This is a genomic window from Pseudoxanthomonas spadix, from assembly GCF_003703395.1.
GTDB classification, from domain to species: domain Bacteria; phylum Pseudomonadota; class Gammaproteobacteria; order Xanthomonadales; family Xanthomonadaceae; genus Pseudoxanthomonas_A; species Pseudoxanthomonas_A spadix.
Genome location: NZ_RDQN01000008.1, coordinates 1 through 25,754 on the forward strand (window position 1 = coordinate 1; position 25,754 = coordinate 25,754).

Annotated in this window: 24 protein-coding genes and 3 pseudogenes; 12 read left to right on the forward strand and 15 right to left on the reverse strand. The window is 66.0% G+C overall.

Features of this window, described 5'->3' with window-relative positions; all coding sequences use genetic code 11:
* Positions 1-387 precede the first annotated feature (387 nt).
* Entirely contained in the window at positions 388-1,644 is a 1,257-nt protein-coding gene (locus D9R12_RS12290) for an HlyD family secretion protein (RefSeq protein ID WP_122231070.1), read from the forward strand.
* An 11-nt stretch (positions 1,645-1,655) separates the two neighbouring features.
* Positions 1,656-2,141: pseudogene (locus tag D9R12_RS12295) on the forward strand (cysteine peptidase family C39 domain-containing protein); the annotation flags it as partial.
* Between the two features lie 167 nt (positions 2,142-2,308).
* Here the strand turns inward: D9R12_RS12295 and D9R12_RS12300 are convergent.
* Positions 2,309-3,508 (reverse strand): IS4 family transposase, encoded by a 1,200-nt coding sequence (locus D9R12_RS12300; protein WP_122230884.1) that lies wholly within the window; start codon positions 3,506-3,508, stop codon positions 2,309-2,311.
* 80 nt (positions 3,509-3,588) lie between these two features.
* Here D9R12_RS12300 and D9R12_RS12305 point away from each other — a divergent pair, with 80 nt between their 5' ends.
* The 4 genes and pseudogenes from D9R12_RS12305 to D9R12_RS12320 all read left to right on the forward strand — a co-directional run.
* Entirely contained in the window at positions 3,589-5,229 is a 1,641-nt protein-coding gene (locus D9R12_RS12305) for a peptidase domain-containing ABC transporter (protein WP_425479104.1), read from the forward strand.
* 174 nt (positions 5,230-5,403) lie between these two features.
* Complete coding sequence (locus tag D9R12_RS12310; RefSeq protein WP_122230888.1) at positions 5,404-5,583, forward strand: hypothetical protein; 180 nt, start codon at positions 5,404-5,406, stop codon at positions 5,581-5,583.
* 19 nt (positions 5,584-5,602) lie between these two features.
* Positions 5,603-5,788, forward strand: a complete 186-nt coding sequence (locus D9R12_RS12315; protein WP_122230890.1) for a Blp family class II bacteriocin — start codon at positions 5,603-5,605, stop codon at positions 5,786-5,788.
* Between the two features lie 262 nt (positions 5,789-6,050).
* Positions 6,051-6,197, forward strand: a pseudogene (locus D9R12_RS12320) (helix-hairpin-helix domain-containing protein); the annotation flags it as partial.
* 281 nt (positions 6,198-6,478) lie between these two features.
* On the opposite strand, the gene D9R12_RS12325 reads toward D9R12_RS12320, so the two are convergent.
* The 3 genes from D9R12_RS12325 to D9R12_RS12335 form a co-directional block, all read right to left on the reverse strand.
* Positions 6,479-6,763 (reverse strand): BrnA antitoxin family protein, encoded by a 285-nt coding sequence (locus tag D9R12_RS12325; RefSeq protein WP_014159140.1) that lies wholly within the window; start codon positions 6,761-6,763, stop codon positions 6,479-6,481.
* Entirely contained in the window at positions 6,747-7,016 is a 270-nt protein-coding gene (locus tag D9R12_RS12330; RefSeq protein ID WP_122230892.1) for a BrnT family toxin, read from the reverse strand. The genes D9R12_RS12325 and D9R12_RS12330 overlap by 17 nt, the downstream gene beginning before the upstream one ends.
* Before the next feature lie 81 nt (positions 7,017-7,097).
* Positions 7,098-7,787, reverse strand: a complete 690-nt coding sequence (locus tag D9R12_RS12335; protein WP_122230894.1) for a transposase — start codon at positions 7,785-7,787, stop codon at positions 7,098-7,100.
* Between the two features lie 223 nt (positions 7,788-8,010).
* Between D9R12_RS12335 and aroD the strand changes: the two genes are divergently transcribed.
* Positions 8,011-8,811 carry a type I 3-dehydroquinate dehydratase gene (aroD, locus tag D9R12_RS12340; protein ID WP_122230896.1) on the forward strand — a complete coding sequence of 267 codons (801 nt, stop codon included), beginning with the start codon at positions 8,011-8,013 and terminating at the stop codon, positions 8,809-8,811.
* Positions 8,812-8,956: 145 nt separating this feature from the next.
* Positions 8,957-9,736, forward strand: a complete 780-nt coding sequence (gene pcaD, locus D9R12_RS12345) for a 3-oxoadipate enol-lactonase (RefSeq protein ID WP_122230898.1) — start codon at positions 8,957-8,959, stop codon at positions 9,734-9,736.
* A 113-nt stretch (positions 9,737-9,849) separates the two neighbouring features.
* Here the strand turns inward: pcaD and D9R12_RS12350 are convergent, their stop codons facing one another.
* The 3 genes and pseudogenes from D9R12_RS12350 to D9R12_RS12360 all read right to left on the reverse strand — a co-directional run bounded on the left by D9R12_RS12350 (position 9,850) and on the right by D9R12_RS12360 (position 11,503).
* Positions 9,850-10,149, reverse strand: coding sequence for a BON domain-containing protein (locus tag D9R12_RS12350; protein ID WP_122231072.1), 300 nt, complete (start codon positions 10,147-10,149; stop codon positions 9,850-9,852).
* A pseudogene (locus tag D9R12_RS12355) lies at positions 10,150-10,491 on the reverse strand (BON domain-containing protein); the annotation flags it as partial.
* A 181-nt stretch (positions 10,492-10,672) separates the two neighbouring features.
* Positions 10,673-11,503 carry a dimethylarginine dimethylaminohydrolase family protein gene (locus D9R12_RS12360; protein WP_122230900.1) on the reverse strand — a complete coding sequence of 277 codons (831 nt, stop codon included), beginning with the start codon at positions 11,501-11,503 and terminating at the stop codon, positions 10,673-10,675.
* A gap of 153 nt (positions 11,504-11,656) precedes the next feature.
* Here D9R12_RS12360 and D9R12_RS12365 point away from each other — a divergent pair, with 153 nt between their 5' ends.
* Entirely contained in the window at positions 11,657-12,088 is a 432-nt protein-coding gene (locus tag D9R12_RS12365; RefSeq protein ID WP_014159148.1) for an Lrp/AsnC family transcriptional regulator, read from the forward strand.
* Between the two features lie 23 nt (positions 12,089-12,111).
* On the opposite strand, the gene D9R12_RS12370 is transcribed toward D9R12_RS12365, so the two are convergent.
* Entirely contained in the window at positions 12,112-12,816 is a 705-nt protein-coding gene (locus D9R12_RS12370) for a 2OG-Fe(II) oxygenase (RefSeq protein WP_122230902.1), read from the reverse strand.
* 65 nt (positions 12,817-12,881) lie between these two features.
* Positions 12,882-13,922, reverse strand: coding sequence for a class 1 fructose-bisphosphatase (locus tag D9R12_RS12375; RefSeq protein ID WP_122230904.1), 1,041 nt, complete (start codon positions 13,920-13,922; stop codon positions 12,882-12,884).
* 338 nt (positions 13,923-14,260) lie between these two features.
* Between D9R12_RS12375 and lldD the strand changes: the two genes are divergently transcribed.
* On the forward strand, positions 14,261-15,406 hold the full coding sequence (gene lldD, locus D9R12_RS12380; protein WP_122230906.1) for an FMN-dependent L-lactate dehydrogenase LldD: 1,146 nt from the start codon (positions 14,261-14,263) through the stop codon (positions 15,404-15,406).
* A 94-nt stretch (positions 15,407-15,500) separates the two neighbouring features.
* Here the strand turns inward: lldD and D9R12_RS12385 are convergent, their stop codons facing one another.
* Positions 15,501-16,703 carry an amino acid aminotransferase gene (locus D9R12_RS12385; protein ID WP_122230908.1) on the reverse strand — a complete coding sequence of 401 codons (1,203 nt, stop codon included), beginning with the start codon at positions 16,701-16,703 and terminating at the stop codon, positions 15,501-15,503.
* A gap of 257 nt (positions 16,704-16,960) precedes the next feature.
* On the opposite strand from D9R12_RS12385, the gene D9R12_RS12390 reads away from it, so the two are divergent.
* Positions 16,961-17,164, forward strand: a complete 204-nt coding sequence (locus tag D9R12_RS12390; RefSeq protein WP_014159156.1) for a hypothetical protein — start codon at positions 16,961-16,963, stop codon at positions 17,162-17,164.
* A 43-nt stretch (positions 17,165-17,207) separates the two neighbouring features.
* Here the strand turns inward: D9R12_RS12390 and D9R12_RS12395 are convergent, their stop codons facing one another.
* The 3 genes from D9R12_RS12395 to adh form a co-directional block, all read right to left on the reverse strand.
* The gene (locus tag D9R12_RS12395) at positions 17,208-17,579 is read right to left on the reverse strand and encodes a DUF779 domain-containing protein (protein WP_122230910.1); all 372 of its coding nucleotides are present in this window, start codon (positions 17,577-17,579) and stop codon (positions 17,208-17,210) included.
* A gap of 35 nt (positions 17,580-17,614) precedes the next feature.
* Positions 17,615-19,756: a TonB-dependent receptor family protein gene (locus tag D9R12_RS12400; protein WP_122230912.1), complete on the reverse strand. Its 2,142-nt coding sequence runs from the start codon at positions 19,754-19,756 to the stop codon at positions 17,615-17,617.
* 477 nt (positions 19,757-20,233) lie between these two features.
* The gene (gene adh, locus D9R12_RS12410) at positions 20,234-21,763 is read right to left on the reverse strand and encodes an aldehyde dehydrogenase (RefSeq protein WP_122230916.1); all 1,530 of its coding nucleotides are present in this window, start codon (positions 21,761-21,763) and stop codon (positions 20,234-20,236) included.
* Positions 21,764-22,001: 238 nt separating this feature from the next.
* Between adh and D9R12_RS12415 the strand changes: the two genes are divergently transcribed.
* Positions 22,002-23,921: a sigma-54-dependent Fis family transcriptional regulator gene (locus D9R12_RS12415; protein ID WP_122230918.1), complete on the forward strand. Its 1,920-nt coding sequence runs from the start codon at positions 22,002-22,004 to the stop codon at positions 23,919-23,921.
* Positions 23,922-24,137: 216 nt separating this feature from the next.
* Here D9R12_RS12415 and D9R12_RS12420 read toward each other — a convergent pair whose 3' ends face one another.
* Positions 24,138-24,449 carry a hypothetical protein gene (locus tag D9R12_RS12420; protein ID WP_014159161.1) on the reverse strand — a complete coding sequence of 104 codons (312 nt, stop codon included), beginning with the start codon at positions 24,447-24,449 and terminating at the stop codon, positions 24,138-24,140.
* A 293-nt stretch (positions 24,450-24,742) separates the two neighbouring features.
* On the reverse strand, positions 24,743-25,633 hold the full coding sequence (gene phhA / locus D9R12_RS12425) for a phenylalanine 4-monooxygenase (RefSeq protein ID WP_122231074.1): 891 nt from the start codon (positions 25,631-25,633) through the stop codon (positions 24,743-24,745).
* Positions 25,634-25,754 lie beyond the last annotated feature (121 nt).

The window sequence follows — 25,754 nt, forward strand, 5'->3', positions numbered from 1 at the left end:
GTACCTCGCGCATCACAACACCAAACCCAAGCCGTTCATCTGGACCAGAAGCGCCCGCGACATCCTGCAGAAGGTGATCCGCGCCAATCAGCGCTTAAGTTCCAAACAGAATGGAACACTACACTAGCGGCTGTCCGCGCGACCCTGCAACAGCAACGCCCTGAGCACCGGCGCCTTCCAAGCCATGGTTCAAGCCATGGTTCAAGCCAAGACCCAACGCTTCACCGGCGTCAGACCGCTCATCGGACGCGAAAGACCATCGCCGCCGGCTACAAGTCAACCTGACGCCGTTAGTTCGTTGTTAGTTGAATTTATGATTTATGTCATTTATCGTTGAGAAAGAGTCAGACGACGCCATAGATGTCTGGACAACTATTGGATGACAGGATGTCGCAGCCTTTATTCAGGCAAGAGGTTTTGGAAGCCCAGCGAGGAAGTTGGCTGGGCGCGGTGTTACTCGCCCAACCTCTCAAGCTCTGGGTGCTGACCGTGTTTGCCGCGGTTGCTGCGACGGTCGTTGTGCTGTTCTTCGTGTTGGGGACCTACACCCATCGTTCCACCGTCGCTGGACAATTGGTGCCAACCACTGGGCTGGCAGTAGTTGCTGCGCCGGCGAGCGGTGTGGTCAGTAGTGTCCCGGTGATCGAGGGGAACCAGGTCAAAGCTGGGGAGCGATTGGCTATCGTAGTGGTGCCCCGTGCTACCCCTCTGGGTGGCGATACCCAAGTAGAACTTGGCAAACGGCTGGAGCAACGCCAGGCGGGGATCGAAGGAGCTGGTAAGGCGCAGCAGGCGCAGCTTCTGGCGCAAGAGGCTGGGTTACGCGCCCAATTGCTCACCGCCCAAAATGAACTGTCCCAGATCAAGCACCAAGTGAGTACCCGTCAGAATCAGGTCAAGATCGCCAATGAGACCTTGGACCGACTCACTTCTTTACAAGATGATAAGTACGTCAGCCTGCTGCAGATCAGTCAGCAGAAAACCAGCATGCTGGAATACACCAGCCAGGTCCAAACACTCCAACAACAAGCTGCGGCGGCACGCCGCAACATCGCTCAATTGCAGCAATCCCTCGCTGAACTTCCTAGTCAAAGGATCGCCGCAGAAGCCAATCTTCAGCGCGATTTAGGTCAGATATCTCAAGAACGGGTGGAGACCGAGGTCCAGGGCACCTTGGCTGTTAGCGCACCTGTATCAGGTGTCATCACCACTCAAATGATCAAGCCAGGTCAGGCGGTCCAGACAGGCAATACGTTGATGAGCATCCTGCCAGGCAATGGCATCTTGGAAGCTGATCTGCTTGTCCCGAGCCGCGCCATTGGGTTCATCCAACCAGGCGATAAGGTGCAATTGCGGTATCAGGCGTATCCCTACCAGAAATTCGGACATCAAGAGGGCCGGGTTTCCAAGATCAGCCGGAGCGCACTGAGCTCAGGGGAGCTGGGCGCCCTGATTGGGAAAGCGGATCAGGGAGAGCCCTACTACCGCGTGACGGTGACACTGGCCAAGCAAGACGTGATCGCTTATGGGAAGAGCGAAAAGCTCAAGCCGGGCATGCTGCTGGACGCGGACATCATGGGAGAAAAGAGGCGGCTGATCGAATGGATCTTCGAGCCGATTTACGCGCTTAAGTACAAGGGTTGAGGAAACTAGAAATGAGGGCACGACCAATCGTCCAATCCGAAGCATCCGAGTGCGGCCTGGCGTCGTTGGCGATGGTGGCTGATGCTCACGGCATGCGGATTGGCTTGGCAGAGATGCGTCGGCGCTTCCCTCTATCGCTCAAGGGCGCCAAGCTCAGTCATCTGATCCATATCGCCCAACAGCTGGGGTTCGCGACACGCCCCCTGCGCCTGGACATGGATCATCTGGGGCAACTGAAGCTGCCTTGCGTGGTTCATTGGGACTTGAACCACTTCGTGGTCCTGATCAAGGTTGGCCGATCGAAGATCACCCTGCTGGATCCTGCGTTTGGCGAAAAGATCTTTTCGCCATCAGAGTTCTCGGAGCACTTCACGGGCATTGCGCTGGAGTTGACGCCAACGGCTGAGTTCAAGCCGCAACGAGCGCCTTCACGCATTACGGTCCGTCAACTGACTGGACCGATGCGGGGGCTAGGGTCAATACTGTTCAGATACGCAACACCGGCGTAGGCTGATGCCGCTGGTGAAGCAGTTCGCCGCGATGGCGCACATGGAAGTTGCTCATCTTGCGTTTGACGCCACGCGGGTTGAAGCGCCCGCGACTGCTGACACAGCGCCCGCTCGCGATTTCGCTGAGCAGCGCGTCACGCCACGCAGCCAACCGCTCAGGGGGGAACGGCCGCAGCTTGCGGCATCTTGCGCTTGATCACGCGCACCGCGTGGATGAAGCTCAAGCGATCGGGGTCGAGTCCGCGCGGCCATGCGGCCTGGGTCATCAATTGCCGGATCGCGAAGTGCGCCAGCAGCAACCCCCACAGCTCCTGCAGTACCAGATCCGGGGTCTTGCTGCGCAGCACCGTGCTGTTGGCCCGCAGGTGCGTCTTGAACTCATCGAACACCCCCTCGATCTCCCAGCGCTCGTGGTACAGCGCGGCCAACTCCAGCGCCGGCGCCGCATCGGGCGCGAGGATGTTGGTCACCAGCCGGTAGCTGTCCTGGGGCGGCGTGGCCGAGTCCTGCAGGGTGTAGTCGATGACGCGCACGATCTGGCCCGCACTGCGATGCCTGTCGGCGCTGTCGAAGACGCGGCTCAGGTACGAGCCGTCGGCCAGCAACTGCTCGACCGGCAGCTTGAGGTTGGACTTGACCCGCCAGGCCAGCCTGGCACCACTGGCGCAGGCGATCTGCCAGAGCTTGAAGCTGTAGAAGTTGCGGTCGGCCAGCACCAGCATGTCCGCCGTGAGCTTGGCCGGCAGCAGCTTGGCGGCCATGGCCTGCTCGCTGTGGTTGTAGGGCGCCACCTCGGCGGCCACCACGGCGTGCGTGCCGCACTCCACCAGACCCAGCAGGCGCGCCTGCGGGAAGGCGCTCTGGCCGCGTGAGGCACCGGGGTAGCCGAAGTACCGGGCGTTGGCCGCCTCGTCGGCCACGTCCATGCAACTGCCGTCCAGCGCCATGACACGCAGCCCCCGATACCACGCGCCCGGCGCCCCGGGCACAGCCAGCGGGCGCAGCACGCGCTCGGCCAGTTGACGCATGACCTCGGGCCCCAGGCGGGTGCGCGCCTGGGAGATCGCCGATTTGCTGGCCTGCACCGCTCCAGCCTCGCTCCCGCCGAGCCACTGCAGGCCTTCGCACACCACCCGCAGCACTTCCTCCAGCGGGGCTTCGCGCCACAGGGCGAGCGCCATCACGTAGTACACGACCGCCGGCGCTGGCAGCAGTCGCTCGCGCTGGCTCGCCCGTCCGGTATCGGCCAGCACTTCCTCGATCAGCGTCCTGGGGCAGACGCTGGCCAGCACGCCTGCGCTGATCAGATGCGCGACGTCCGCCCTCGCCGGGAGGGTCTTGCGGGTTCTCGCCATTGTCCATGTCCACCGAAGCTTCGATGGACATGGATTGTCAATGATCTCTTTCTATCTGAACAGTATTGGGGCTAGGGTGGGTGCTCACGCAGATCTTCTTGCTATCCGTGGCGTTGCAGGTTTTTGTGGTGCTCGCACCGTTCTTCCTGCAGTGGACGGTGGATGAAGTCTTGGTATCGGCCGACAAGGACCTGCTGACTATCCTTGGGCTGGGCTTTGGTTTGGCGCTCCTGCTGCAGGTCAGCATCGGGCTGTTGCGCGGATGGTCGGTCGTGCATCTGTCATCCCAGTTGGGGGTGCAGTGGATGGGCAACGTGTTTGCGCATCTGATCAAGCTTCCGCTGGACTTCTTCGAGAAACGTCACCTCGGCGACATCACCTCGCGGCTGGGTTCAGTCCAGACGATCCAAAGGACTCTGACGACCAGTTTTGTCGAGGCCATCATCGATGGAATGATGGCTATCGTCACGGTTGGGCTGATGTTCTATTACAGCTGGAAGCTGGCGTTGGTGTCGGTCCTGGCCATGGCTATTTACCTGGGGATTCGTGCCATTGCATATCGCCCGGTCCGGGTACGCAGCGAGCAGCAGTTGATTGCCTCGGCCAAGCAGCAAAGTCACCTACTTGAGTCGCTGCGCGGGATGCAGAGCGTCAAGGTGGCAGGGGAAGAGTCGAAACGACGCGGTACCTACGACAACCTGATGGTCGATACGGTCAATCAGGAGGTGCGTCTGGCGCGGATGACGCTGGGATTCAGCGTGACAAGCCAGGCCGTGTTCGGAGTCGAACGGATCGCCGTGGTCTGGATCGGTGCGCTGTTGACGTTGGACAACGTGTTCTCTGTCGGCATGCTGATCGCCTACCTTGCTTACCGCGACCAGTTCTCGCAGCGGATCGGAAGTCTGATTGATAAATGGGTCGAGTTCCGGATGCTCAGGCTGCATGGGGAGCGCCTAGCTGATATCGCGCTGACGCCACCCGAAGCACATTTTGACAAGGTCGAAGCGCTGCCCCCGGCGGAGCCTCGGATCGAAGTAAAGGGGCTGTCGTTCCGGTATGGAGAGGCCGAGCCCTGGATAGTCAAGGATTGCAGTTTCGTGGTGGAGCCAGGTGAGTCGGTGGCCATCATCGGTGCTTCTGGATGCGGCAAGACCACGCTTGTCAAGTTGATGTTGGGGCTACTGCTCCCTGCAGAAGGGACCATAACTGTCGGCGGACTAGATCTACAGAAGGTGGGACCACGCAACGTGCGATCAGTCGTCGGCGCAGTGATGCAGGACGATCAGCTCTTCGCTGGCAGCATCGCCGACAACATCAGCTTTTTCGACACAGCCCATGATCAGGTTCGTATTGAGGGCGCTGCGCGGCTGGCCGCCATCCATGAAGAGATTGCTGCCATGCCGATGGGCTATCACAGCCTGATAGGCGATATGGGCAGCTCGCTCTCGGGGGGACAGAAGCAGCGGATCATCTTGGCGCGGGCGCTCTACCGCGAACCCAAGCTACTGTTCCTGGATGAGGCTACGAGCCATCTGGATGTCGTTCGGGAGCGTTTGGTCAATGACGCCGTCAAGCAGTTGAAACTGACCAAGATCATTGTCGCCCATCGGCCAGAGACGATTGTCAGTGCGGATCGCACGTTGGTTATGGAGCGAGGTCGAATAATCCATGAAATAAAGCGTAACAGCTTGACAGAAAATGAATTCGAATGGGCGGATTAAGCCGAGATTTTCTAGATAAGAATATAGGGAAGTATAATACACTAAGGACCATGAAAAATTCAAACATTTGATGCTTGAAAAATTAACTCGGTAAAAATAATTTTAGCTATAAATTAAACTTTCAGAAGTCCATTCTGGAGCCTCGCGCAAGGCGTGCGCAAAAGGAGTTAGAAAATGCAGGAACTGTGCTTTAACGAAGTGGAAATGGTTGATGGCGGCATGAATGCCGTCGACGCATTCTTGCTGGGCGCTGGCGCTGGCGGTTTTGCTGGTGGATTTGTCGGCGCGTTGCCTGGTGCCGCTGCCGGAGCTCTAATTGGCGGTGCAATTGGTGTTGGTCTCTACTATCTCTAATTCAAAAAAGGAATTTTTTATGTACGAGCTTGAAAATAATGAAATAGATATGGTTGATGGTGCTAATGCAAATGCTGTTAATGGCTTTGCCGCCGGAGTAACAGCTGGCGCCGCAATTGGCTTTCTTGTAGGAGGTCCTGTTGGGGCTCTGGCGGGCGCAATCAGCGGAGGCTTGCACGGCGCGATCCTCGGGCAGGCCTGGTAAAATCCATTAGCTACCGGAAATCCCAAGAAACTTATCGCTTGGGATTTCTTAATAAATCTGAGGTTTATATGTACAAATTAGGAAGGCTTCAGTACGGATTGTCTTTGACAACATTATCTATTTTAATAGCTACAGCAAGACCAAGTGGTTGGTGGAAAGTATATGCAGCACTGGCAATACTAATGACAGTTTGGTTTTTATTTTCTATATTATCCAAGAATACTAACTGGAAGAGTTAAGAACGACGCCCCCCGCCATGAGCAGCAGGGGGCAGGACGCCAGGGCCGAGGACTGCGTCAACGCGGTCGGCGTGGACGTCAACACCGTCTCGGCCGCGCTGGTCACGCGCGTGTCGGGGTTGTCTTTGACCGTGGCCGAGAACATCGTGATCTACCGCGACCAGCACGGCCATTGAACTTGGCCGGGTTGTGCGTGGTGCCAAAACCTCAGGGACGGAGGCAATTAAGCCGCCTGCGGCTCCCGCCCTTGCCCAGCGCACGTTCCACCATCGCCTGGAAGCGCGGGTTTCCCATGGAACGCTCCTGTATGAGGTGCTTCCGCACCTCGTCTTCGTCTTTCGGGAGCTGGCCTTGGCGCTTAATTACCTCCGTCCCTGAGGTTCGAGGTTCGAGGTTCGGGGAGTTGTGAAAGAAGCCCTGGCCAAAGCCGGGGCTTCGCCGTTTCAGGTGGTTACGGTGCGCGCTTGCTCAGCAAATCCGCCATCCGGGTTTGCCAGCCTGGGCCGCTTGCCTTCCAGCGTTCCAGTGTCTCGGGCGGCAGCCGCAGGGTGGTCAACGCCTTCGATGGCCGCTTCCCTGGGCCGCGTGTGCGCTTTGGTTTGAGCATCTCTGCAGCGAGTTCAGTCGGGAAAACTTCCCGCAGCACTTCTGCGGCGGGCCGCGCCCTAGCGAAGGTCTCGTTCGTCCATTCGGGGTTGTCGGTGTCGATCATCTCGGGATCAGGGCGTTTGCTCATAGCGGCGAACCTCTCGTTTGTTGGCCTTGCGTAGGCTGATGACCCGGATGCCGCCGGCGATGGGGGCGAACACCAGCATGTACAGGCGGTCGGCCAGCAGGCCCAGCGCCTGGAAGCGGCGCTCCGGGTAGTTCTGGCGCGTGTCTTCCACGATGCGCGCCGTGCTGAAATCGAACTGCGAAGCCTGATCGAACGAGATGCCGCGTTCGGCGATGTTCCGTTCGTTCTTTGCTGGGTCGAATTCAATTTCCATATGCAAATTGTAGTAACGAAAAGTGCGGGTGTCCAGGCAAAAGGGGACGCAGGCAAAAGGGGACGGAGGCAATTAAACCGCCTATGGCCCCGCCCTTGGCCGGCCACGTGCACGGCAAGCGGCCGGACGTCCCAGCGCACGTTCCACCATCGCCTGGAAGCGCGGATCTCCCAGGGCACGCTCCTGCATGAGGTGTTGCCGCACCGCGTCTTCGTCTTCCTGGGTCTGGCCCCGGCGTAGCCAGGCGCCGTAAGCCTGAGCACGTGCGGCAGCATCCGCGCCCAGGCGCAGGTAGACCTCGTGCTGCGTGATCAGCGGATCCGCCGCGCGACCCAAGTGGGTGAGGACACTTGACCATCGATACTCCTCTGGAAGCGCCACCATGCGGGCGCGCGTCGGGTTGCGCTCGATGTAGCGCAGCACGGTCAGCGCGTAGTGGTCGGTCTGGACAAGACAGGACTTGAAGCGCCCCTGCCACAACGTCCCACTGCGGCGGTGTCGGGTGTTGAAGGCCTGCACGTAGGACTGCCCGCTCAACCGCATGGCCGCCGAGACCGCACCGCTACGGTCGGCCGAGACAAACAGATGCACGTGATTGTCCATCATCACGAAGGCATGGACCCGCATACCAAAGCGCTCACATGCCTGGCGCAGCAGATGGTGATAGTGATGCCGATCTTCGTCGTCCAGGAAGATCGCGCAGCGGTTCACGCCGCGCTGGACGACGTGCATCGGGATGCCTGGAAGCTCCAGGCGCGGCTGACGCGGCACGGGCTTACCCCCACGATGAGAAAGATCCAAGCCTGCTCGTCGCAGACCGCGCATGCGATCAGACATTGCCGCAACAGCCCGTAGGATTTGCGGCTTACTGTAATTACCTCCGTCCCTTTTGCTGTAATTACCTCCGTCCCTTTTGCTGCAACGCTGCAGTCCTCCGCTCGCCCAACCCCCGCTGGCCTGCGATGATGGCCGCTGCCAACGCCGCTGCCATGACATGACCGACGCCATCACCGCTCCCGCCGTGCGCACCATCGCCGTCAAGGGCGTGGTGATCGGCGAAGGCATGCCCAGGATCATCGTGCCGATCACCGCGGCGACCGCGGCCGGGGCGCTGGCCCAGGCCGGGCGCATCGGGGCCAATGCCGACACCGACCTGGTCGAGTGGCGGATCGATTACCTGGACATCGCCGGCGATGCCCAGGCACTGATCGAACTGGCTCCGCAGGTTGCGGCGGCGGTCAACGGAAAGCCGGTGCTGCTGACCTTGCGCACCCGCAGCGAAGGCGGCGCGGCCGCGATCGACGATGCCGGCTACGGCAGGCTCTACGCGGCGCTGATCCAGGCCGGCGCCGCCGACCTGTACGACGTGGAGATGTGTCGCGATCAAGCGGTGGTCAGGCAGATCGTGGCCGCCGCGCACGCCGCCGGTGCCTGGATCGTGATGTCCAATCATGACTTCCAGGCCACCCCCGACACCGCCGAGATCGTCTCGCGCCTGCGCAGGCAGCAGGCCCTGGGCGCGGACGTGCTGAAGATCGCGGTCATGCCGCACGACCCGGGCGATGTGCTCAAGCTGCTCGCCGCCACCTGGCAGCTGCGCCAGTCCAGCGACCGGCCGCTGCTGACCATGTCGATGGGTCCGCTCGGGGCGGTCTCGCGCCTGGCCGGGGCCACTTTCGGCCAGGCCCTGACCTTCGGCATGCTTGGTGCCGGCTCGGCGCCGGGCCAGATCGAAGTCGGCACGCTGCGCGCGATCCTCACCGCGCTGGGCCATGGCGGCAGCGCGACGCCGTAGGCGAGGCGGTCGTTGCAGCGGCGCGCGCGCCCTCGCGACCGCAACCGCAAGTTTTGACGCCGTGCTTCTCGTTTCCGGCGCAGCATCCCCCAGCGCTTTGCGCCCGCGCCCAGGTGACCCTTCATTCTGTCAGGAGCAACCCAGCATGGCTTTCCTCGACCTGCCCACCCATCGCCTGCACTACCGCATCGACGGCGCCGAAGGTGCGCCCTGGCTGACCTTCTGCAATTCGCTGGGCGCGGACCTGTCGATGTGGGACGGCCAGGTGGCCGAACTGGCCGGTGACCTGCGCATCCTGCGCTACGACCGCCGCGGTCATGGCCGGTCCAGCGCTGCGCAAGGCCCGTACACGATCGACCAGCTCGGCGGCGACGTGCTCGCGTTGTGGCAGGCGCTGCAGATCGAGCGCAGCCATTTCTGCGGGCTGTCGCTGGGCGGCCTCACCGGCCAGTGGCTCGGGCTCAATGCCGCAGATCGCCTGGACAGGCTGGTGGTCTGCGCCACCGCGGCCAGGATCGGCACTGCCGAAAGCTGGGCCGAGCGCATCGCCACGGTGCGCGAAAAGGGCCTGGAGCCGCTGGTCGAAGGCACGGTGGCGCGCTGGTTCACTAAAGGTTTCAGCGACCGCCACCAAGCACAGGTCAAGGCCATCATGGACGTGTTCCTGGCAACCGCGCCGGAAGCCTACATCGGCTGCTGCAATGCGGTGGCCCAGGCCGATTTCCGCGATGCATTGCCCGGGCTCGGCGTGCCGCTGCTGGCCATTGCCGGCGACGATGACCCGACCTGCCCGCCAGCCGACCTGCAGCACATTGCCCAAACCGTTGCCGACGGCCGCTGTGCGCAGGTCCCCGGACGCCACCTGTGCAATGTCGAGTCGGCCGCCGCGTTCACCGCTGTGCTGGGGGATTTCCTGCGCGTCTGAGCCCGTGCCACGGGTCACGGGTTTCAGTCGCGCCTGTCCTGATTGCCGGCGTCGAAAAAGCGAACGGCGCCGCAAGGCGCCGTTCGCGTGCGTAACGCCTTCGCGCTTGCGCGTTACATCTTGTTGGCGACCTTCAGCTTGCTGGCGTCGACCTTCTTGACGCCCTCGATGCCCTTGGCCTCGGTCACGGCCTGATCCTTCTCGGCCTGGGTGGCGACCGTGCCGCTCAACCAGACCACGCCGTTGGTGGTCTCCACGCTGATGTCGGTGCCCGAGGTCTTGCCGCTGGCCAGCAGGTCGGCCTTGACCTTGGTGGTGATCCAGGTGTCGGTACCGGGCTGATCGGACTCGGCATCACGGTCCATGCTGCCATGCTCCATGGTGTCATCGTGCTTCATGCCCTCGGCCGCCATCGCGCTGCTGACCTTGAGCTTGCTGGCATCGACCTTCTTGACGCCTTCGATGCCCTTGGCCTCGGTCACGGCGCGCTCCTTCTGGGCCTGGGTGGCGACCGTGCCGCTCAACCAGACCACGCCGTTCTTGGTCTCGACGCTGATGTCGGTGCCCGGGGTCTTGCCGCTGGCCAGCAGGTCGGCCTTGACCTTGGTGGTGATCCAGGTGTCGGTGCCGGGCTGATCGCTGTCGGCAGTGGCGTTCTGCGAGGTCGAGCGGTCCGCGGACTGGGCCATGGCCGGCGCGGACAGGCCCAGCGTGACCAGGATGGCGAGTGTGAGTGAAGTGCGTGTGTGGTTCATCGTTGGCTCCCTGTAGCTCCCGTTTTTGGGATGGAGTCATCATCCCCGGGGGGCCGTTCAACGACCGTGACTCAGCGGACCAGGCCTCATCGCGGAAGCTGAACAAGGCGAACACGCGTCGCTCACGCATGGCGCCGCCTGTTGTTGTTTTTGCCCTCTCTGCCCCGCAAGCGGGGGCGTTTCAGGCAAGCCCCGGTTCGTCCAGGCGCAGGGTCAGGCACTTGGCCGAACCGCCGGCCTTGAGGAACTCGTCCAGCGGCGTTTCGCGCACCCGGTATCCGGCCGCTTCAAGCTGCGCGCGCAGGGCCGGGGTGGCGCGGTTGAGGATCACCACCTCGTCCAGGTTCACCGCGTTGCAGGCGAAGGCCAGGGCGTCGCGCTCGGAGACGGCGATGCGCTTGTCCTGCGGCACGCGCGCGGCGATGGCGGCCTGCGCGGCCGGGTCGAATGCGGCCGGGAAGTACAGCAGGCGGCCGCCGGAGAGCGGGCACAGGCAGGTGTCCAGGTGATAGAAGCGCGGATCGACCAGCCGCAGCGGCACCACCTCGATGCCCAGCAACGCGCCCAGCGCATCGCCGGCGCGCGCATCGCTGCGATGGCCATGGCCGAACCACAGCCGCGGCGCGGCGCGGTCCAGCAGCGCGTCGCCGGCGCCTTCGAACTCGATTCCCTCCAGTGGGCCCAGCTCGAAACGCTGGGCCGAGAACCACCGGGTGAAGTGCGATTGCTCGCCGGCGCGCTCGGCATGACGGAAGCGGCTGGGCACGGCCAGGTCGCGGTAGACCAGGCCGGCGTTGGCGGTGAACACCATGTCCGGCAGCCCGGGCACCTGTTCGATCAGTGCCACCTCGGCCGCATCGGCCACCAGCTCGCGCAGGGCGTCCCACTGGCGCGCGGCGCGATCGCGGTCGGCCAGGTCGCGGTTGCCGGTCATCCAGGGGTTGATGTCGTAGTCCACCGAAAAGTGGGCGGGCGGGCACATCAGCACGCGCGGACGGGGCGAAGTGGACATGGCGGCAGCTCCGGGGAATGGCGATATGGCATGCTAGGCCGCGCGCCAGAGAGGCGACAGCAGGCAGATCGCCATTGTTTTGCGCAAAGCTGTCAGTTCGATGACAACTGCTGGCAGATCGCCAGGTACCCCACAGCAACGCCCGGACTGCCCATGGCCGATGCACTCGACGCGCTGGATCAGGATCTCATCGCCCTGTTACGGGCTGACAGTCGCACCCCGGCGGCGCTGCTGGCCAAGCAGCTCAAGGTCTCGCGCAGCACCGTGCAGAACCGCATCGCGCGGCTGCAGCGCAGCGGCCTGCTGCTGGGCTTCACCATCAGGCTGGCCAGCGAGACCGGCCTGCACGGGGTGCGCGCCATCACCCAGATCGAAGTGCGCGGCGGGTCCAGCGACAAGGTCATCGCCGCGCTGCGCCGCCTGCCCGAAGTGGTGAGCGTCTATTCCACCAATGGCCGCTGGGACCTGGTGGCCGAGGTCCGCACCGAGGATCTGGCCGGCTTCGACCAGGCCCTGCGCCGGCTGCGCGACATCGAAGGCATCGCCTCATCGGAAACCAGCCTGCTGCTGGCCGAGCAGGGCTGAGCCTTCAGGCCAAGAGGGATCACTCAGCTGCCGTACAACTTCGCCGCCGGCTGGAACAGCACCCAGCTGGTGGCGATGTACTTGTCGCCGCCCTGCGGACGGTTGCCGCGGTGGGTGTGGGTGAAGGCGGCCGGGGCGATCAGCAGGCTGCCGGTGCGCGGGGCGATGCTGCGCCGCTGGTGGAAGAACTCGGTCTGGCCGGCCTGAAAGTCGTCGTTGAGGTACAGCGTCCACAGCAGGTGGCGGTGCAGGGTCTCGGCCTGGCCGTCCTTCGGGTACAACTCGCAGTGCCAGTACGGATAACCGCCTTCGCCGGCGCGGTAGCGCTGCAGGTTGATGCGTCCGGGCCGGAACACGGTCATCAGCAGGTGCGAGAGGGTCGCATCGTCCATCGATTCGAGGTCTTCGTAGACGATGCGTCGCGCGCTGCCGCCGGCGGGCGTGTACTGCAGCATGACCGGCGCGATCAGCGCGAACGGATAGGTCCGCAGGTACTGCTTGAGACCGTGGAAGACCGCCTGGTTGAGCATCTGCTCGACGTCGGACCAGCCTGCGCGGCCGCTGATGGCGATGTCGCTGGAGCGCTTGAGGTCGGGAAAGTGGCCGCCGCCGACCCGGCCCGGGGCCTCCTGGCCGCTGGCTTCGAAGCGCTTGATGATCGCCGCGCAGGCCGCCGGGTCGAGCGCCTCGGGGATCACGGCGATGAAGTCCTGCTGGTGCGCATGCATGGCCGCCACGATACCAGTGGCCCCGCACCATCGGCGTCAGACCGGCCTGGCCTGGCCCGGAAGCGTCAGCTTGGCACCCCGGGCGACGCCAATAGGGACGCGTCGGCGGGCTGGAAGTAGCGCTCGGCCGCCTGGACCTCGCCGCGCGAGCCCAGGAACACCGGCACGCGCTGGTGCAGCCCCTGCGGCGCGATGTCCAGGATGCGCGCGCGGCCGGTGCTGGCCAGGCCGCCGGCCTGTTCGACCAGCAGCCCCATCGGGTTGGCCTCGTACATCAGGCGCAGCTTGCCGGCCTTGGCCGGGTCCTTGTTGTCCCACGGATACATGAAGATGCCGCCGCGGGTCAGGATGCGGTGCACGTCGGCCACCATCGAGGCGATCCAGCGCATGTTGAAGTCCTTGCCGCGCGGGCCGTCCCGGCCGGCCAGCAGGTCGGCCACGTAGGTCTGCATCTGCGGTTCCCAGTGGCGCTGGTTGGACATGTTGACCGCAAATTCGGCGGTTTCCGCCGGGATCTGCATGTTGGCCTGGGTCAGCACGAACAGGCCCTGCTCGCGGTCCAGGGTGAAGGCGTGGGTGCCATGGCCGGTGGTCAGCACCAGCATGGTCTGCGGCCCGTAGATGCAGTAGCCGGCCGCCACCTGGGCATGGCCCGGCTGCAGGAAGTGTTCGTCGCGCGGGTCCTGCACGCCCTGCGGCGGGCAGCGCAGCACCGAGAAGATGGTGCCGACCGAGACGTTGACGTCGATGTTGGAGCTGCCATCGAGCGGATCGAACAGCAGCAGGAAATCGCCCTTGGGGTATTCGGCCGGAACCGGCTGGCAGTGGTCCATTTCCTCCGAGGCGCACGCGGCCAGGTGGCCGCCCCAGGCATTGGCTTCCAGCAGGATGTCGTTGCTGATCACGTCCAGCTTCTTCTGCACCTCGCCCTGGATGTTGCCGGTGCCGGCCTCGCCCAGGACCCCGCCCAGTGCACCCTTGCCCACGGCAATGGAGATGGTGGTGCAGGCGCGCACGACCACCGAGATGAGCTGGCGCAGCTCGGCGCTGATGCGCCCGTGGCGCTGTTCTTCAACCAGGTAACGGGTCAGGGTGACAGGCTGCATCGGCGACGGTGCCTCGTGACGGGGGGAGGCCCGCATTGTCGCCGCAATCGCATGACCAGGCGATGTGCGGCCCATGAAGGGGGCCAGGCACCGCTGCTGGCTTTGCCATCGCGCCAACCAGGGCGTGTGCCGGGCCATGCCGGCAAGGTCGGCACGCACGGCCATGGACCAAAGTTGCTTTGCCAAAACCGGCGCACCGGGCGTGCAATGGGCGCCTGCACGCCCTGGCGCTGGCCGCGTAGCGCATCGGCGCGTTGCCCCTGCCGCCTGCGCGCGCCGGATGAAGACCAGGCCTGGCACCTGGCTGCTCGGTGCCTTCCCACCGCCGTTGAGACGCCATGATCATTTCCGCCTCCACCGATTACCGCGCCGCCGCGCAACGCCGGCTGCCGCCGTTCCTGTTCCACTACATCGATGGCGGCGCCTACGCCGAGCACACCCTGCGCCACAACGTCTCGGACCTGGCGGACATCGCCCTGCGCCAGCGCGTGCTCACCGACATGTCGGCGCTGGACCTGCGCACGCAGCTGTTCGGTGAAACGCTGTCGATGCCGGTGGTGCTGGCGCCGGTGGGCCTGACCGGGATGTACGCCCGGCGCGGCGAGGTGCAGGCCGCGCGCGCGGCGGCCTCGCGCGGGATCCCCTTCACCCTGTCGACCGTGTCGGTGTGCCCGATCGAGGAAGTGGCTCCGGCCATCGAGAGGCCGATGTGGTTCCAGCTGTACGTGCTCAAGGATCGCGGCTTCATGCGCCATGCGCTGGAGCGCGCACAGGCCGCCGGCGTGACCACCCTGGTGTTCACCGTGGACATGCCCACGCCGGGGGCGCGCTATCGCGACGCGCACTCGGGCATGAGTGGGCCCAACGCGGCGCTGCGCCGGCTGTGGCAGACCGCGACCCATCCGCGCTGGGCCTGGGAGGTGGGCCTGCACGGCCGCCCGCACGACCTGGGCAACGTCTCGGCCTACCTGGGCAAACCGACCGGGCTGGCCGACTACATCGGCTGGCTGGGGGCGAACTTCGACCCGTCCATTTCGTGGAAGGACCTGGAGTGGATCCGCGCGTTCTGGAAGGGTCCGATGCTCATCAAGGGCATCCTGGACCCGGACGATGCGCGCGATGCGGTGCGCCTGGGCGCCGACGGGATCGTGGTCTCCAACCACGGCGGCCGCCAGCTGGACGGCGTGCTGTCCACCGCACGCGCGCTGCCGGCCATCGTCGATGCGGTCAAGGGCCAGATCAGGATTCTGGCCGACTCGGGCATCCGCAGCGGCCTGGACGTGGTGCGCATGCTCGCCCTGGGCGCCGATGCGGTGCTGCTGGGCCGGGCCTGGGTCTATGCGCTGGCCATCGCCGGCCAGGCCGGCGTGGCCCATCTGCTGGACCTGATCGAAAAGGAAATGCGGGTGGCGATGGTCCTGACCGGCTCGCGGACCATCGCCGATATCGGCCCGCACACGCTGGTGCCGCGCGGCGCAGTCTGAGCCCGGGCGTGGGAGCCGCCACGGCGGCGATCAAGCCTTCCCAGGCCCCCATCGCCGCCGTGGCGGCTCCCACGCAGCGGCGGGCGGCAGCCTCTCAGCCCTTGACCACCGCGGCGATCGCCTTGGCCACCCGCTCCAGGTTGCCCGCGTTGAGCGCGGCCACGCAGATGCGGCCGGAGGTGATGGCGTAGATGGCGTGCTCTTCGCGCAGGCGCTCCACCTGCGGCTTGGTCAGGCCCGAGTAGCTGAACATGCCCGCCTGCCGGGCGATGAAGCTGAAATCGCCGGCGCCGGCGTCGGCCAATTTCTGCACCAGGCCGGCGCGCAGCGCATGGATGCGCTCGCGCATGGCGGTCAGTTCGGTTTCCCAGTCGGCGCGCAGCTCGGCGTTGTTGAGCACGCCGGCCACCAGCGCCGCACCGTGGCTGGACGGGCTGGAGTAGATGGTGCGGATGATGCGCTTGACGTGCGACTGCACGGCCTTGGCCTGCGCGGCGGTGGCGGCCACGATCGACAGCGCGCCCACCCGCTCGCCATACAGCGAGAACGACTTGGAGTAGGAGCTGGCGACGATGAAGTCGCTGATGCCGGCATCGACCATGACCTGGATTGCGGCCGCGTCTTCACGGATGCCCCTGTCGAACCCCTGGTAGGCCATGTCGATGAACGGGAACAGCTCGCCGTCCTTCAACACCTGCGCCACCTGCTTCCACTGGGCCACGGTCAGGTCGGCCCCGGTCGGGTTGTGGCAGCACGCGTGCAGCAGCACGGTGGTCCTGGGCTTGAGCGCCTTCAGGTCGGCCAGCATGCCGGCAAAATCCACGCCGTGGGTGCCGGCATCGAAGTAGCTGTACTCGCCGACCTCGAAACCGGCGGCCTCGAACACGGCGCGGTGGTTTTCCCACGAAGGCTTGCTCAGGGCCAGGGTGGCGTGCGGCAGCAGCTTGCGCAGCAGCTCGGCGCCCACCCGCAGCGCACCGCTGCCGCCCACGGTCTGGGTGGTGGCCACGCGGCCGGCGGCCAGCAGGGCCGAATCCTTGCCGAACAGCAGTTCGCCGGTGGCCTGGGTGTAGGCGGGCAGCCCGTCGATCGGCAGGTAGCCGCGCGGCCTGGCTTCCAGGGCCAGCGCTTGTTCGACCTTGGCCACCGCCCTGAGCAGCGGGATGCGGCCGGACTCGTCGTAATAGATGCCCACGCCCAGGTTGACCTTGCCCGGGCGGGTGTCGTGGTTGTAAGCCTCGGTCAGGCCCAGGATGGGATCGCCCGGAACCTGTTCAACGGATGCAAAGGAAGACACGGCGTGACTCGATGAGGGAGATAAGGAAGGGCGCGCCCCGGGCCGCTGGCGCGCGGCGAAAGGCGGCCGGGAAAAATGGGCCGCAATCTTAACAGGCGCAGGCGCTGGAGACCCGGCGTTGGCGGGGCCTTCGGCGCTCGGCAGATGGTTGCAGGCGACAACGTTCAGCCCGCCGCCACTGGCGCGGGCCGATGCTGTTGTTGCATGGCGGCAGCCCCCAGACTGCCGCTTCCACCGTGGCCACAAGGGGAACACCGATGGACACCGCCAACCTGATCTGGGGCATGTTGTTTGGCGCCATCGGCGGCGGCTATCTGGTCTATGGCCTGCGCCAGAAGCTGCTGGTGCCGGCGCTGTGCGGATTGGCGCTGGGGCTGTTGGGCTGGTGGGTGGACGCGGCGTGGCTGACGCTGAGCATCGGGATCGTGCTGATGGCAGTGCCGTATTTTTTCCGGTTTTGATGGGGCCGGCCGGCGCTGACCCAGGCCCGGCGCACACGCGCCGCTACACCTTGCCCTGCGCCTGCAACGCCGCGAACTCCTCGTCGGTGAACAGCCGCGAGCGCACCAGGAAGCGCACCCCTTCGCCGTTTTCCAGCGAAAACATCCCGCCCCGCCCCGGCACCACGTCGATGATCAGCTGGGTGTGCTTCCAGTATTCGAACTGCGGGGCGCTGATGTAGACCGGCGCCCCGCCGATTTCGCCCAGCTGCACGTCGCGGTCGCCGACGATGAAGTCATCGGTGGGGAAGCACATCGGCGAGGAGCCGTCGCAACAGCCGCCGGATTGATGGAACAGGACCGGTCCGTGGCGTGCGCGCAGCTTCTCGATCAGCTGCAGGGCGGGCAGGGTGGCGATGACCTGACGGGTGTCCATGTGATCTCCTGGTTCGATGGATTGCACAATCGGGCTCAGCCGCCGTCGCCGCCCCAGGTCCAGCGGGCACCGGCCATCACTCCGCGGCCCGGGCCGGGTTCGTAATAGCGGCCATTGCCTTCGTTGACGATGACCGAACCGATGTACTCCTGGTCCAGCAGGTTGTCCACGCGCACAAAGCCGGTGAGTGCGCCGTGGGGGAAGTCCCAGCGGTGGCCGGCCTCCAGGTTGGCCAGGAAGTAGCCCGGCGAGGATGCGCTGCCCTGGTCGTTGACCGTGACATCGCCCACGCCTGCGCCTTCCAGGCGGGCGTTCCAGGCGCCGTGGCGCCAGCCCAGGGTGGCGCTGAGCTGGTTGCGCGCGGTACCGGGGATGCGGGTGCCGGCGGCCACCAGGGTGGCGGGGTCGGTGCAGCCGCTGCCGGTGCAGATCGGGAAGCTGTCGCGGAAGACCGCGTCCAGATAGGTGTAGGCCAGCTCCAGCGACCAGTCCTGGGCCAGTGCCAGGCCGGCGCCCAGTTCCACCCCCTGGCGACGGGCGCGGCCGACGTTGCGGTAGCTGCTGCGGCCGCCGACGTTGCGGGCCACGGCCAGTTCGTCGTCGGTGTTGGCCTGGAACAGCGCCAGCTCGGCATGTGCGCCGGACCGGGCGCGCCACTTGGCGCCCAGCTCGTCGTTGCGGCTGACCGAGGGCTTGAGATCGAAGGCCAGCCCGGCGCCGCCGTCGGCGCGGTAGCCGATTTCGTTGAAGGTCGGCGTCTCGAAGCCACGCCCGGCCGACAGGTACAGGCGCAGGTCGTCGCCGGCGGCAAACACCAGCCCGGCCACCGGCGTGGTCTGCGAATACTCCCTGGCGCCGCTGTCGTCGGGGTTGGCGCCGACGATGTACAGGTCATGCGAGTAAAAGCGCACCTGGCTGTGGCGCGCGCCCAGCAGCAGCGACCAGCGCGGCACCAATTGCCAATAGGCCTGCGCGTACTGGTCGAAGTTTTCCACCGTGTCGCGCTGGTTGCGGCGCAGCCGGCCGCGCACGCCCAGCACATCGCCGACGAAGTTCTCATGGCCGGTGCGGTGCTGACGCTGGCGCTCGAAGTTGCTGCCGGCGGTGAATTCCAGCGGCCGGCCGGCCAGTTCCCCGTCCCACGACCAGCGTCCGTCGGCGCCGCCATAGTCGCTGTCCAGGTCGATCACCGCGCCATTCTGCAGCGGGTTGCCTTGCGCGGCGATCGGAATGGACAGGTACTGCACGACCTTGCGATTGCCGCCCCAGGCGCTGACATGCAGCTTCTGGTGCGCGCCGAAGGCAAGCGTGTACAGCGCCCCCAGCTGGTTCTGCTGGACCGACTTGCGGGTGTTGTACTCGGTGGCCTGCGCCGTGGCCTGGGTGCGGTCTTCCTGCACCTGCGCCCAGGTCAGGCCCAGCGGATCCTGCGCATCGGACTGAAAGCCGTTGCCGACCAGAGCCAGGATGCCGGCGCTTCCCAGGTCGAAGGTGAACCTGGCATTGGCCGAGTTGCGGTCGGCCGCGCTGTGGTCGCGGTAACCGTCGGTCATGAAGCGCTGCACCGCCACGTTGTAGCCCGCCGGCCCGGAGCTGCCACGCACACGCGCCCCGGCGGTCCAGCTGTCATCGCGGCCATAGGTGCTCTGCACGGTCAGTTCCGGGTCCTGCGTTGGCGCGGCGCTCCACAGCTGGATCACCCCGCCGGCGGAGTTGCCGTACAGCGCCGAGAACGGCCCGCGCAGCACTTCCACCCGCGCCCCGCCGAGCAGGTTGAAGTGCGAGAGCTGGCCCTGGCCGTCGGGCATGGTCGCCGGGATGCCATCGGAATACAGGCGGATGCCGCGCACCCCGAAGGTCGCGCGCGCACCGGCGCCGCGGATGGAGATCTGCGTGTCCTGGGCGTAGTTCTGGCGGTCGCGCGCAAGCAGGCCGGGCACACCGCCCAGCTCATCGGACAGGTTGACCTGGTTGTGGCCACTTTCGCCCAGGTCCACGGTGGTGACCGAGGCCGGCACATCGAAGGCGGGCACGCGCTCGAGCCGGGTGGTCACCAGCACCCGCTCCAGGGTGAGCGGATCGGCCGAGGGCGGGACTTCATCGGCCCGGGCCGGCGCGCTGGTCAGCAGGACGGCCAGGCAGGCCGCCTGCAGCAAGGGGATACGCGGGGAATTCATGGAGGGACGGGCTTCGTCTGCGGGGGTTGCGGCTGGAGCGCCAACGCGCGTGACCAGTGCGGACGGAACAAGCGCCGGCCGCGCGCCCAGATGCTACGACTTTGCTCGCGCCGCTGATGTCAGCGCAGCCCCGCAAAGATGCACATGCATCCACTGGCGCTGCAATGCATTGCGTTGACCGGAGGTGGAATGCTGGAACAAGGCGATCCGCCGACCGAACTCCAGCGTCCATGTCCACGCTGATGCCGCCCAAGGCTTCCGAACGCGTCCGGCTGCCTTCCAGCGCCAGCCTGACGGACTTGGTGATTTGCCGGTACGCACCGAGGGTGAGCTTGGCGTTGGACTTCAGGTCGCCGGTGGCCAGGATGTCCTCACGGTTGCCGCTGATGCCGTCGTTGGCGCCAGTTTCACTTTTCCAGTGATGCCCAAGGCAGGTCGCACCCCGACGAGAAGGTGCGACCGCCGGCAACAACCCGATCAGAAGAACCCGAGCTTCTTCGGCGAGTAGCTCACCAGCAGGTTCTTGGTCTGCTGATAGTGGTCGAGCATCATCTTGTGGTTCTCGCGGCCGATGCCCGACTGCTTGTAGCCACCGAAGGCGGCATGCGCCGGATAGGCGTGGTAGCAGTTGGTCCACACCCGCCCGGCCTGGATCGCGCGGCCCATGCGGTACAGGCGCGAGGCATCGCGGCTCCACACCCCGGCGCCCAGGCCATAGAGCGTGTCGTTGGCGATGGCCACCGCCTCGGCCTCGTCCTTGAAGGTGGTCACCGAGACCACCGGGCCGAAGATCTCCTCCTGGAACACGCGCATCTTGTTGTGGCCCTTGAACACGGTCGGCTTGACGTAGAAGCCGCCGGCCAGATCGCCCTCGAGCTTGTTCTGCTCACCGCCGATCAGCACCTGGGCGCCTTCCTGCTTGCCGATGTCGATGTAGGACAGGATCTTTTCCAGCTGCTCGCCGGAGGCCTGCGCGCCGACCATGGTGTTGGGGTCCAGCGGGTTGCCCTGCTTGATCGCCGCCACCCGGGCCAGCGCCTTCTCCATGAACCTGTCGTAGATCGACTCCTGGATCAATGCACGCGAGGGGCAGGTGCAGACCTCACCCTGGTTGAAGGCGAACAGCACGAAGCCTTCCACCGCCTTGTCCAGGAAATCGTCATCCTCGGCCATCACGTCGGCGAAGAAGACGTTGGGCGACTTGCCGCCCAGCTCCAGGGTCACCGGGATCAGGTTCTGGCTGGCGTACTGCATGATCAGCCGGCCGGTGGTGGTCTCGCCGGTGAAGGCGATCTTGGCGATGCGCGGGTTGCTGGCCAGCGGCTTGCCGGCTTCCAGGCCGAAGCCGTTGACGATGTTGAGCACGCCGGCCGGGAGCAGGTCGCCGATGACTTCCATCAGCACCAGGATCGAGGCCGGGGTCTGCTCGGCCGGCTTCATCACCACGCAGTTGCCGGCAGCCAGCGCCGGGGCCAGCTTCCAGCACGCCATCAGCAGCGGGAAGTTCCACGGGATGATCTGGCCGACCACGCCCAGCGGCTCGTGGAAGTGGTAGGCCACCGTGTCCTTGTCGATCTGCGAGATGCCGCCTTCCTGGGCGCGGATCGCGCCGGCGAAGTAGCGGAAATGATCGGCGCACAGCGGCACGTCGGCGTTGAGGGTCTCGCGGATCGGCTTGCCGTTGTCCCAGGTCTCGGCGTAGGCCAGCAGCTCCAGGTTCTGTTCGATGCGGTCGGCGATCCTGAGCAGGATGTTGCTGCGCTCGGTGGCCGAGGTTTCGCCCCAGGCGGTCTTGGCGGCATGGGCGGCATCCAGCGCCGCCTCGATGTCGTCCTTGCCCGAGCGCGGGATCTGGGTGAAGACCTTGCCGGTGATCGGGGTGATGTTGTCGAAATATTCACCGCCCTTGGGCTCGACCCACTTGCCGCCAATGAAGTTGGCGTAGCGCTGCTTGAAGATGGAGCGCGGGTCGGTGGACAGCGGCTTGGTACTGGTGACGGCATTCATTGCTTGTCTCCTGGTGCGGATGTGTTGGTGCACATTTGAGTCTGCGGTACTGCGCACGGCCCGTGCCAGAAAATCCATGCTGCATCGCGTCACCTGCCGATCGCAGGCCCTCGCGCGTTTTCCGACTGAAACCTGTTGCGGCGCATCACCGCTTCCCATTGCCAAGCGCCTCACGCTGTGATGTTTATTGACACAGCACACTGTTGCGCTGTCGCAGGTTGCGACACCTGGAGGGCACATGGCACAGCAGCAAACCCTGTCGGACCGGCATCTGGGCCTGGCCCGACGCGCATTCTTCGAACACGGCGGCGCGCCGGTGGGCAAGGTGCCCGAGACCATCCTGCGCTCGTGGGTGCGCTGCCAGCGCCAGGGCCTGGCCGCCGAGCAAGCCCCGCACATCGAGCCGGTTCCGGCCGCGCGCCTGCAGGAAATGCGCGAGCGCCACGAGAAACTCTGGCGCCTGGCGCGCGCCGAACTGGAACTGCTGTCTTCGGACGCGGCCGCCACCGGCAGCATCGTCATCCTCACCGACGAGGACGGCTGGATCCTGGATGCCGAGGGCAGCGCCAGTTTCCTGGACCGCGCCGGCCGGGTGGCGCTGATGCCGGGCGCGTGCTGGAGCGAGGCGCAGGTCGGCACCAATGCCATCGGCACCGCGATCGTGGAAGGCCGCTCGGTGGTAGTCCATGGCGGCGAGCATTACCTGACCCCGCACGGGATCCTGAGCTGTTCGGCCTGCCCGATCTTCGATCCGTACGGGCTGCCGGTGGGCGTGCTGGACATTTCCGGCGATTCCAACGTGCAGCACATGCACGCGTTGGGATTGGCGCGGCTGGCGGTGGCCAACATCGAGCATCGTTACTTCGACGAGGGTATTCCCGACGCGGAGCTGCTGCGCCTGCACCGCGATCCGGCGCTGCTGGGCACCGCGCGTGAAGGGCTGCTGGCCTTCCGCAGCGGCCGCCTGGTCGCGGCCAACCAGGCCGGGCTGCAGTTGTTCGGCCTGGACCGCAGCGAGCTGGGACGCGCCCCGTACGCGGCCCTGTTCGAAGATGCACTGGGCAAGTTGCGCGACGACGGCGTGCTGCTGGACCGCCAGGGCCGGGCGCTGCATGGCCGGGTGGAGGACGGCCAGGCACGCCCCAGGCGCCCGGCCGCCCGGCCGCCGATCACCGTCTCGGCCGCGCTCACCCCGCAGCCGGCCGACGCGCCGCTGTTCGACCCGCTCCAGGAAGCCGACCTGGTCCGCGCCTGCCGGGTGCTCGATGCCGGCCTGTCGGTGCTGGTGCAGGGCCAGACCGGGACCGGCAAGGAAGTGTTCGCCCGCGAACTGCACCGACGCTGCGCGCGCGCCGGCAAGCCGTTCGTGGCGGTCAACTGCGCGGCCCTGCCCGAAGGCCTGATCGAAGCCGAACTGTTCGGCTATGAGGACGGCGCCTTCACCGGTGCGCGCAAGAACGGCAACCCGGGCCTGCTGCGCCAGGCCGATGGCGGGGTGCTGTTCCTGGACGAGATCGGCGACATGCCGCTGGCCCTGCAGCCGCGCCTGCTGCGGGTGCTGCAGGAGCGCGAGCTGTCACCGTTGGGCGGCGGCAAGCCGATCAAGCTGGATTTCGCCTTGGTCTGCGCGACCCACCGCGAGATGCAACAGGCCATGGGCGAGGGCCGCTTCCGCCCCGACCTGTACTACCGCATTGCCCACCACACCGTGCACATCGCCCCGCTCAGCGCCAATGCCGATCGTGCTGCCGTGGTGGATGCGCTGTGGCAGCGCTTGGGCCAGGGCCGCAGGCTCACCGAGCAGGCCAGGCAGCAGCTGGCCGACTACAGCTGGCCGGGCAACCTGCGCCAGCTCGGTGCCTGCCTGCGCACCCTGGTGGCGTTGAGCGAACCCGGCGCGCTGGTCGGCGTCGAACTGCTGCCGGCCTACCTGCACGACCTGCGCCCGGCAGCCAGCCGCGCGCAAACGCCGGCCAATCCCATGCTGGCCAGTCCCGCAACGTCGGCTTCACCGCTGGAGGCGCTGGCCGAGGCGGCCATGCGCCAGGCCCTGGCCGAATGCGATGGCAACGTCAGCCGCGCCGCACGTAAGCTGGGCATCAGCCGCAGCACCCTGTACCGCCGCCTGGGCCAGGACCTGCACGGCAAGCCGCATTAGCCTGACCGCTTGCGCCTGGCCGCCTGCGTGCAGTGTGCATGCCCCCTCTCCCCCGCAAGCGGGGGAGAGGGCTGGGGTGAGGGGGAGGCGCACGGCGCCGGGAACGCCACGCAGCCGATGGGCCAGCCGCCATTGGACCTGCCCCGGCCACCGTGGCCGGGCAGGCACTCCCAGCCAGCCGTCAACGCCCAGGCAGCGTCGATCGCATCCTTTGACTCAGGCCGCGCTCGCCTGCGCCGCCTGGCGGCGGAACATCGCATCGAGCAGTGCGCGCATGCGGGCCAGATCACGCATCGCAGCGGCACAGGTGGCGGCGTCGCGGGTTTCCAGCACGCGCTGGGCGGCATCGGACAGGTCGTGCAGGACCTGCGCCGCATCGATGTCCAGGAAGATCCGCAGGCAGCGCACGTGCCGCTGCAGGGACTGCTGCAGGGGCAGGTCGGCGCTGCCGGGCTGGGCGGCGATGGCGTTCAAGGTCAGGTCGAGCTGGGCGAGTTCGTCGAACAACTCATCGGTATCTGGACGCATCTGGTGATATCCCGTGGGTGGCCCCGTCGGTCAAGCGAACGGGGGTTGCGCGATCCTCGGGTCAGCCACGTGAACGGGCGGTTACGGCGGCGGTGGGGAGACCATCGCGATGCGTCCGGCCTTCAGCCTGGCACGCCGGCCGCGGTGCCATCCAGTTGCCATCTCCGGCCAGCACGGCGTGCCCGATTCAGGTCGCTGCGCGGCGCACCTGCGCATGCCGGCACTCATCCCGGGCGGCGTCGCTCGCGTTGCTGGCCCGATGTCGGCGGCCCGGGCCCCTGCCAGGCCCGGTCCTACACGTCGCCAGCGTCGGCCCAGCCCGCGCCGGTGCCGCGGTGCAGGATGCGATCGTGGTCCTGCACGCGCCCGGCCGGCAGCGCCTGGGCCTGTTGCAGCTGCGCGTAGAGCGCGGTGAAGTCCGCTGCGGTGGCCTGGATCAACGCATCGAAGCTGTCGATCACGAAGTAGGTCTTCTGGAAATCGTCGATGCGGTAGCGCGTGCGCATGACCCGCATGAGGTCGAAGCCGATCCGGTTGGGCGCGTCCGATTCGAGCGCATGAAGCGATTCGCCGCGCGAGGAGACGATGCCGCTGCCGTAGATGCGCAGCCCCTGCGGCGTATTGATCAGGCCGAACTCCACCGTGTACCAGTACAGCCGGGTCAGGTTGACCAGCGCGTCGGGGCCGATGCGGTGCGCCTTGACCCCGCCGCGGCCGTAGGCCTGCATGTAGTCGGCAAAGCGCCGGTCCATCAGCAGCGGCACGTGGCCGAACAGGTCATGGAACAGGTCCGGCTCGGCAAGGTAGTCGAGCTGCTCGGGCCGGCGGATCCACCAGGTCACCGGGAAGCGCCGGTTGGCCAGGTGCTCGAAGAAGGTCAGCTCCGGCAGCAGGCCCTCCACGCCCACCAGCTGCCAGCCGGTGGCCGCACCCAGCACCACGTTGAGGTCGTCAAAGCGCGGGATCTGCTGGGCGATCATGCCCATCGCATCCTGCGCCACCAGGAACTCCTCGCAGGCCCGGCCTTGCAGCACGCTGCGCTGGCGCTCGAACAGGCGGCCCCAGGTGGCGTGCTCCTGCGGCGTGTAGCGGTCCCACCGCTGGTCCACCACGGCGGTGGTGTAGACCGGCACGTAGCCCTTGTCGGTGAGCGGGTTCGCGGCGCGGCGCGGGGGCGTGTTCATGCGCGTTTCCAGGCAGCCAGGCAGGCCTGTCACGCTACCGGCAAGGCGGCGCAACGGGCTTGCGAAAGTTGCGCTGCGCAGCCGTGCGGGCGCAATCTTGTTGCGTCACTGCATGTTGCAA

Coding starts and splice junctions, on each gene's coding strand:
- D9R12_RS12400 (WP_122230912.1), bottom strand. CDS start 19,756: ATGAATTCCCCGCGTATCCCCTTGCTGCAGGCGGCCTGCCTGGCCGTC.
- D9R12_RS12370 (WP_122230902.1), bottom strand. CDS start 12,816: ATGCATGCGCACCAGCAGGACTTCATCGCCGTGATCCCCGAGGCGCTC.
- D9R12_RS12290 (WP_122231070.1), top strand. CDS start 388: ATGTCGCAGCCTTTATTCAGGCAAGAGGTTTTGGAAGCCCAGCGAGGA.
- D9R12_RS12390 (WP_014159156.1), top strand. CDS start 16,961: ATGGACACCGCCAACCTGATCTGGGGCATGTTGTTTGGCGCCATCGGC.
- D9R12_RS12350 (WP_122231072.1), bottom strand. CDS start 10,149: ATGGCGGCCGAGGGCATGAAGCACGATGACACCATGGAGCATGGCAGC.
- phhA (WP_122231074.1), bottom strand. CDS start 25,633: ATGAACACGCCCCCGCGCCGCGCCGCGAACCCGCTCACCGACAAGGGC.
- D9R12_RS12315 (WP_122230890.1), top strand. CDS start 5,603: ATGTACGAGCTTGAAAATAATGAAATAGATATGGTTGATGGTGCTAAT.
- pcaD (WP_122230898.1), top strand. CDS start 8,957: ATGGCTTTCCTCGACCTGCCCACCCATCGCCTGCACTACCGCATCGAC.
- D9R12_RS12375 (WP_122230904.1), bottom strand. CDS start 13,922: ATGCAGCCTGTCACCCTGACCCGTTACCTGGTTGAAGAACAGCGCCAC.
- D9R12_RS12365 (WP_014159148.1), top strand. CDS start 11,657: ATGGCCGATGCACTCGACGCGCTGGATCAGGATCTCATCGCCCTGTTA.
- D9R12_RS12360 (WP_122230900.1), bottom strand. CDS start 11,503: ATGTCCACTTCGCCCCGTCCGCGCGTGCTGATGTGCCCGCCCGCCCAC.
- adh (WP_122230916.1), bottom strand. CDS start 21,763: ATGAATGCCGTCACCAGTACCAAGCCGCTGTCCACCGACCCGCGCTCC.
- D9R12_RS12300 (WP_122230884.1), bottom strand. CDS start 3,508: ATGGCGAGAACCCGCAAGACCCTCCCGGCGAGGGCGGACGTCGCGCAT.
- D9R12_RS12395 (WP_122230910.1), bottom strand. CDS start 17,579: ATGGACACCCGTCAGGTCATCGCCACCCTGCCCGCCCTGCAGCTGATC.
- D9R12_RS12330 (WP_122230892.1), bottom strand. CDS start 7,016: ATGGAAATTGAATTCGACCCAGCAAAGAACGAACGGAACATCGCCGAA.
- D9R12_RS12420 (WP_014159161.1), bottom strand. CDS start 24,449: ATGCGTCCAGATACCGATGAGTTGTTCGACGAACTCGCCCAGCTCGAC.
- D9R12_RS12325 (WP_014159140.1), bottom strand. CDS start 6,763: ATGAGCAAACGCCCTGATCCCGAGATGATCGACACCGACAACCCCGAA.
- lldD (WP_122230906.1), top strand. CDS start 14,261: ATGATCATTTCCGCCTCCACCGATTACCGCGCCGCCGCGCAACGCCGG.
- aroD (WP_122230896.1), top strand. CDS start 8,011: ATGACCGACGCCATCACCGCTCCCGCCGTGCGCACCATCGCCGTCAAG.
- D9R12_RS12415 (WP_122230918.1), top strand. CDS start 22,002: ATGGCACAGCAGCAAACCCTGTCGGACCGGCATCTGGGCCTGGCCCGA.
- D9R12_RS12310 (WP_122230888.1), top strand. CDS start 5,404: ATGCAGGAACTGTGCTTTAACGAAGTGGAAATGGTTGATGGCGGCATG.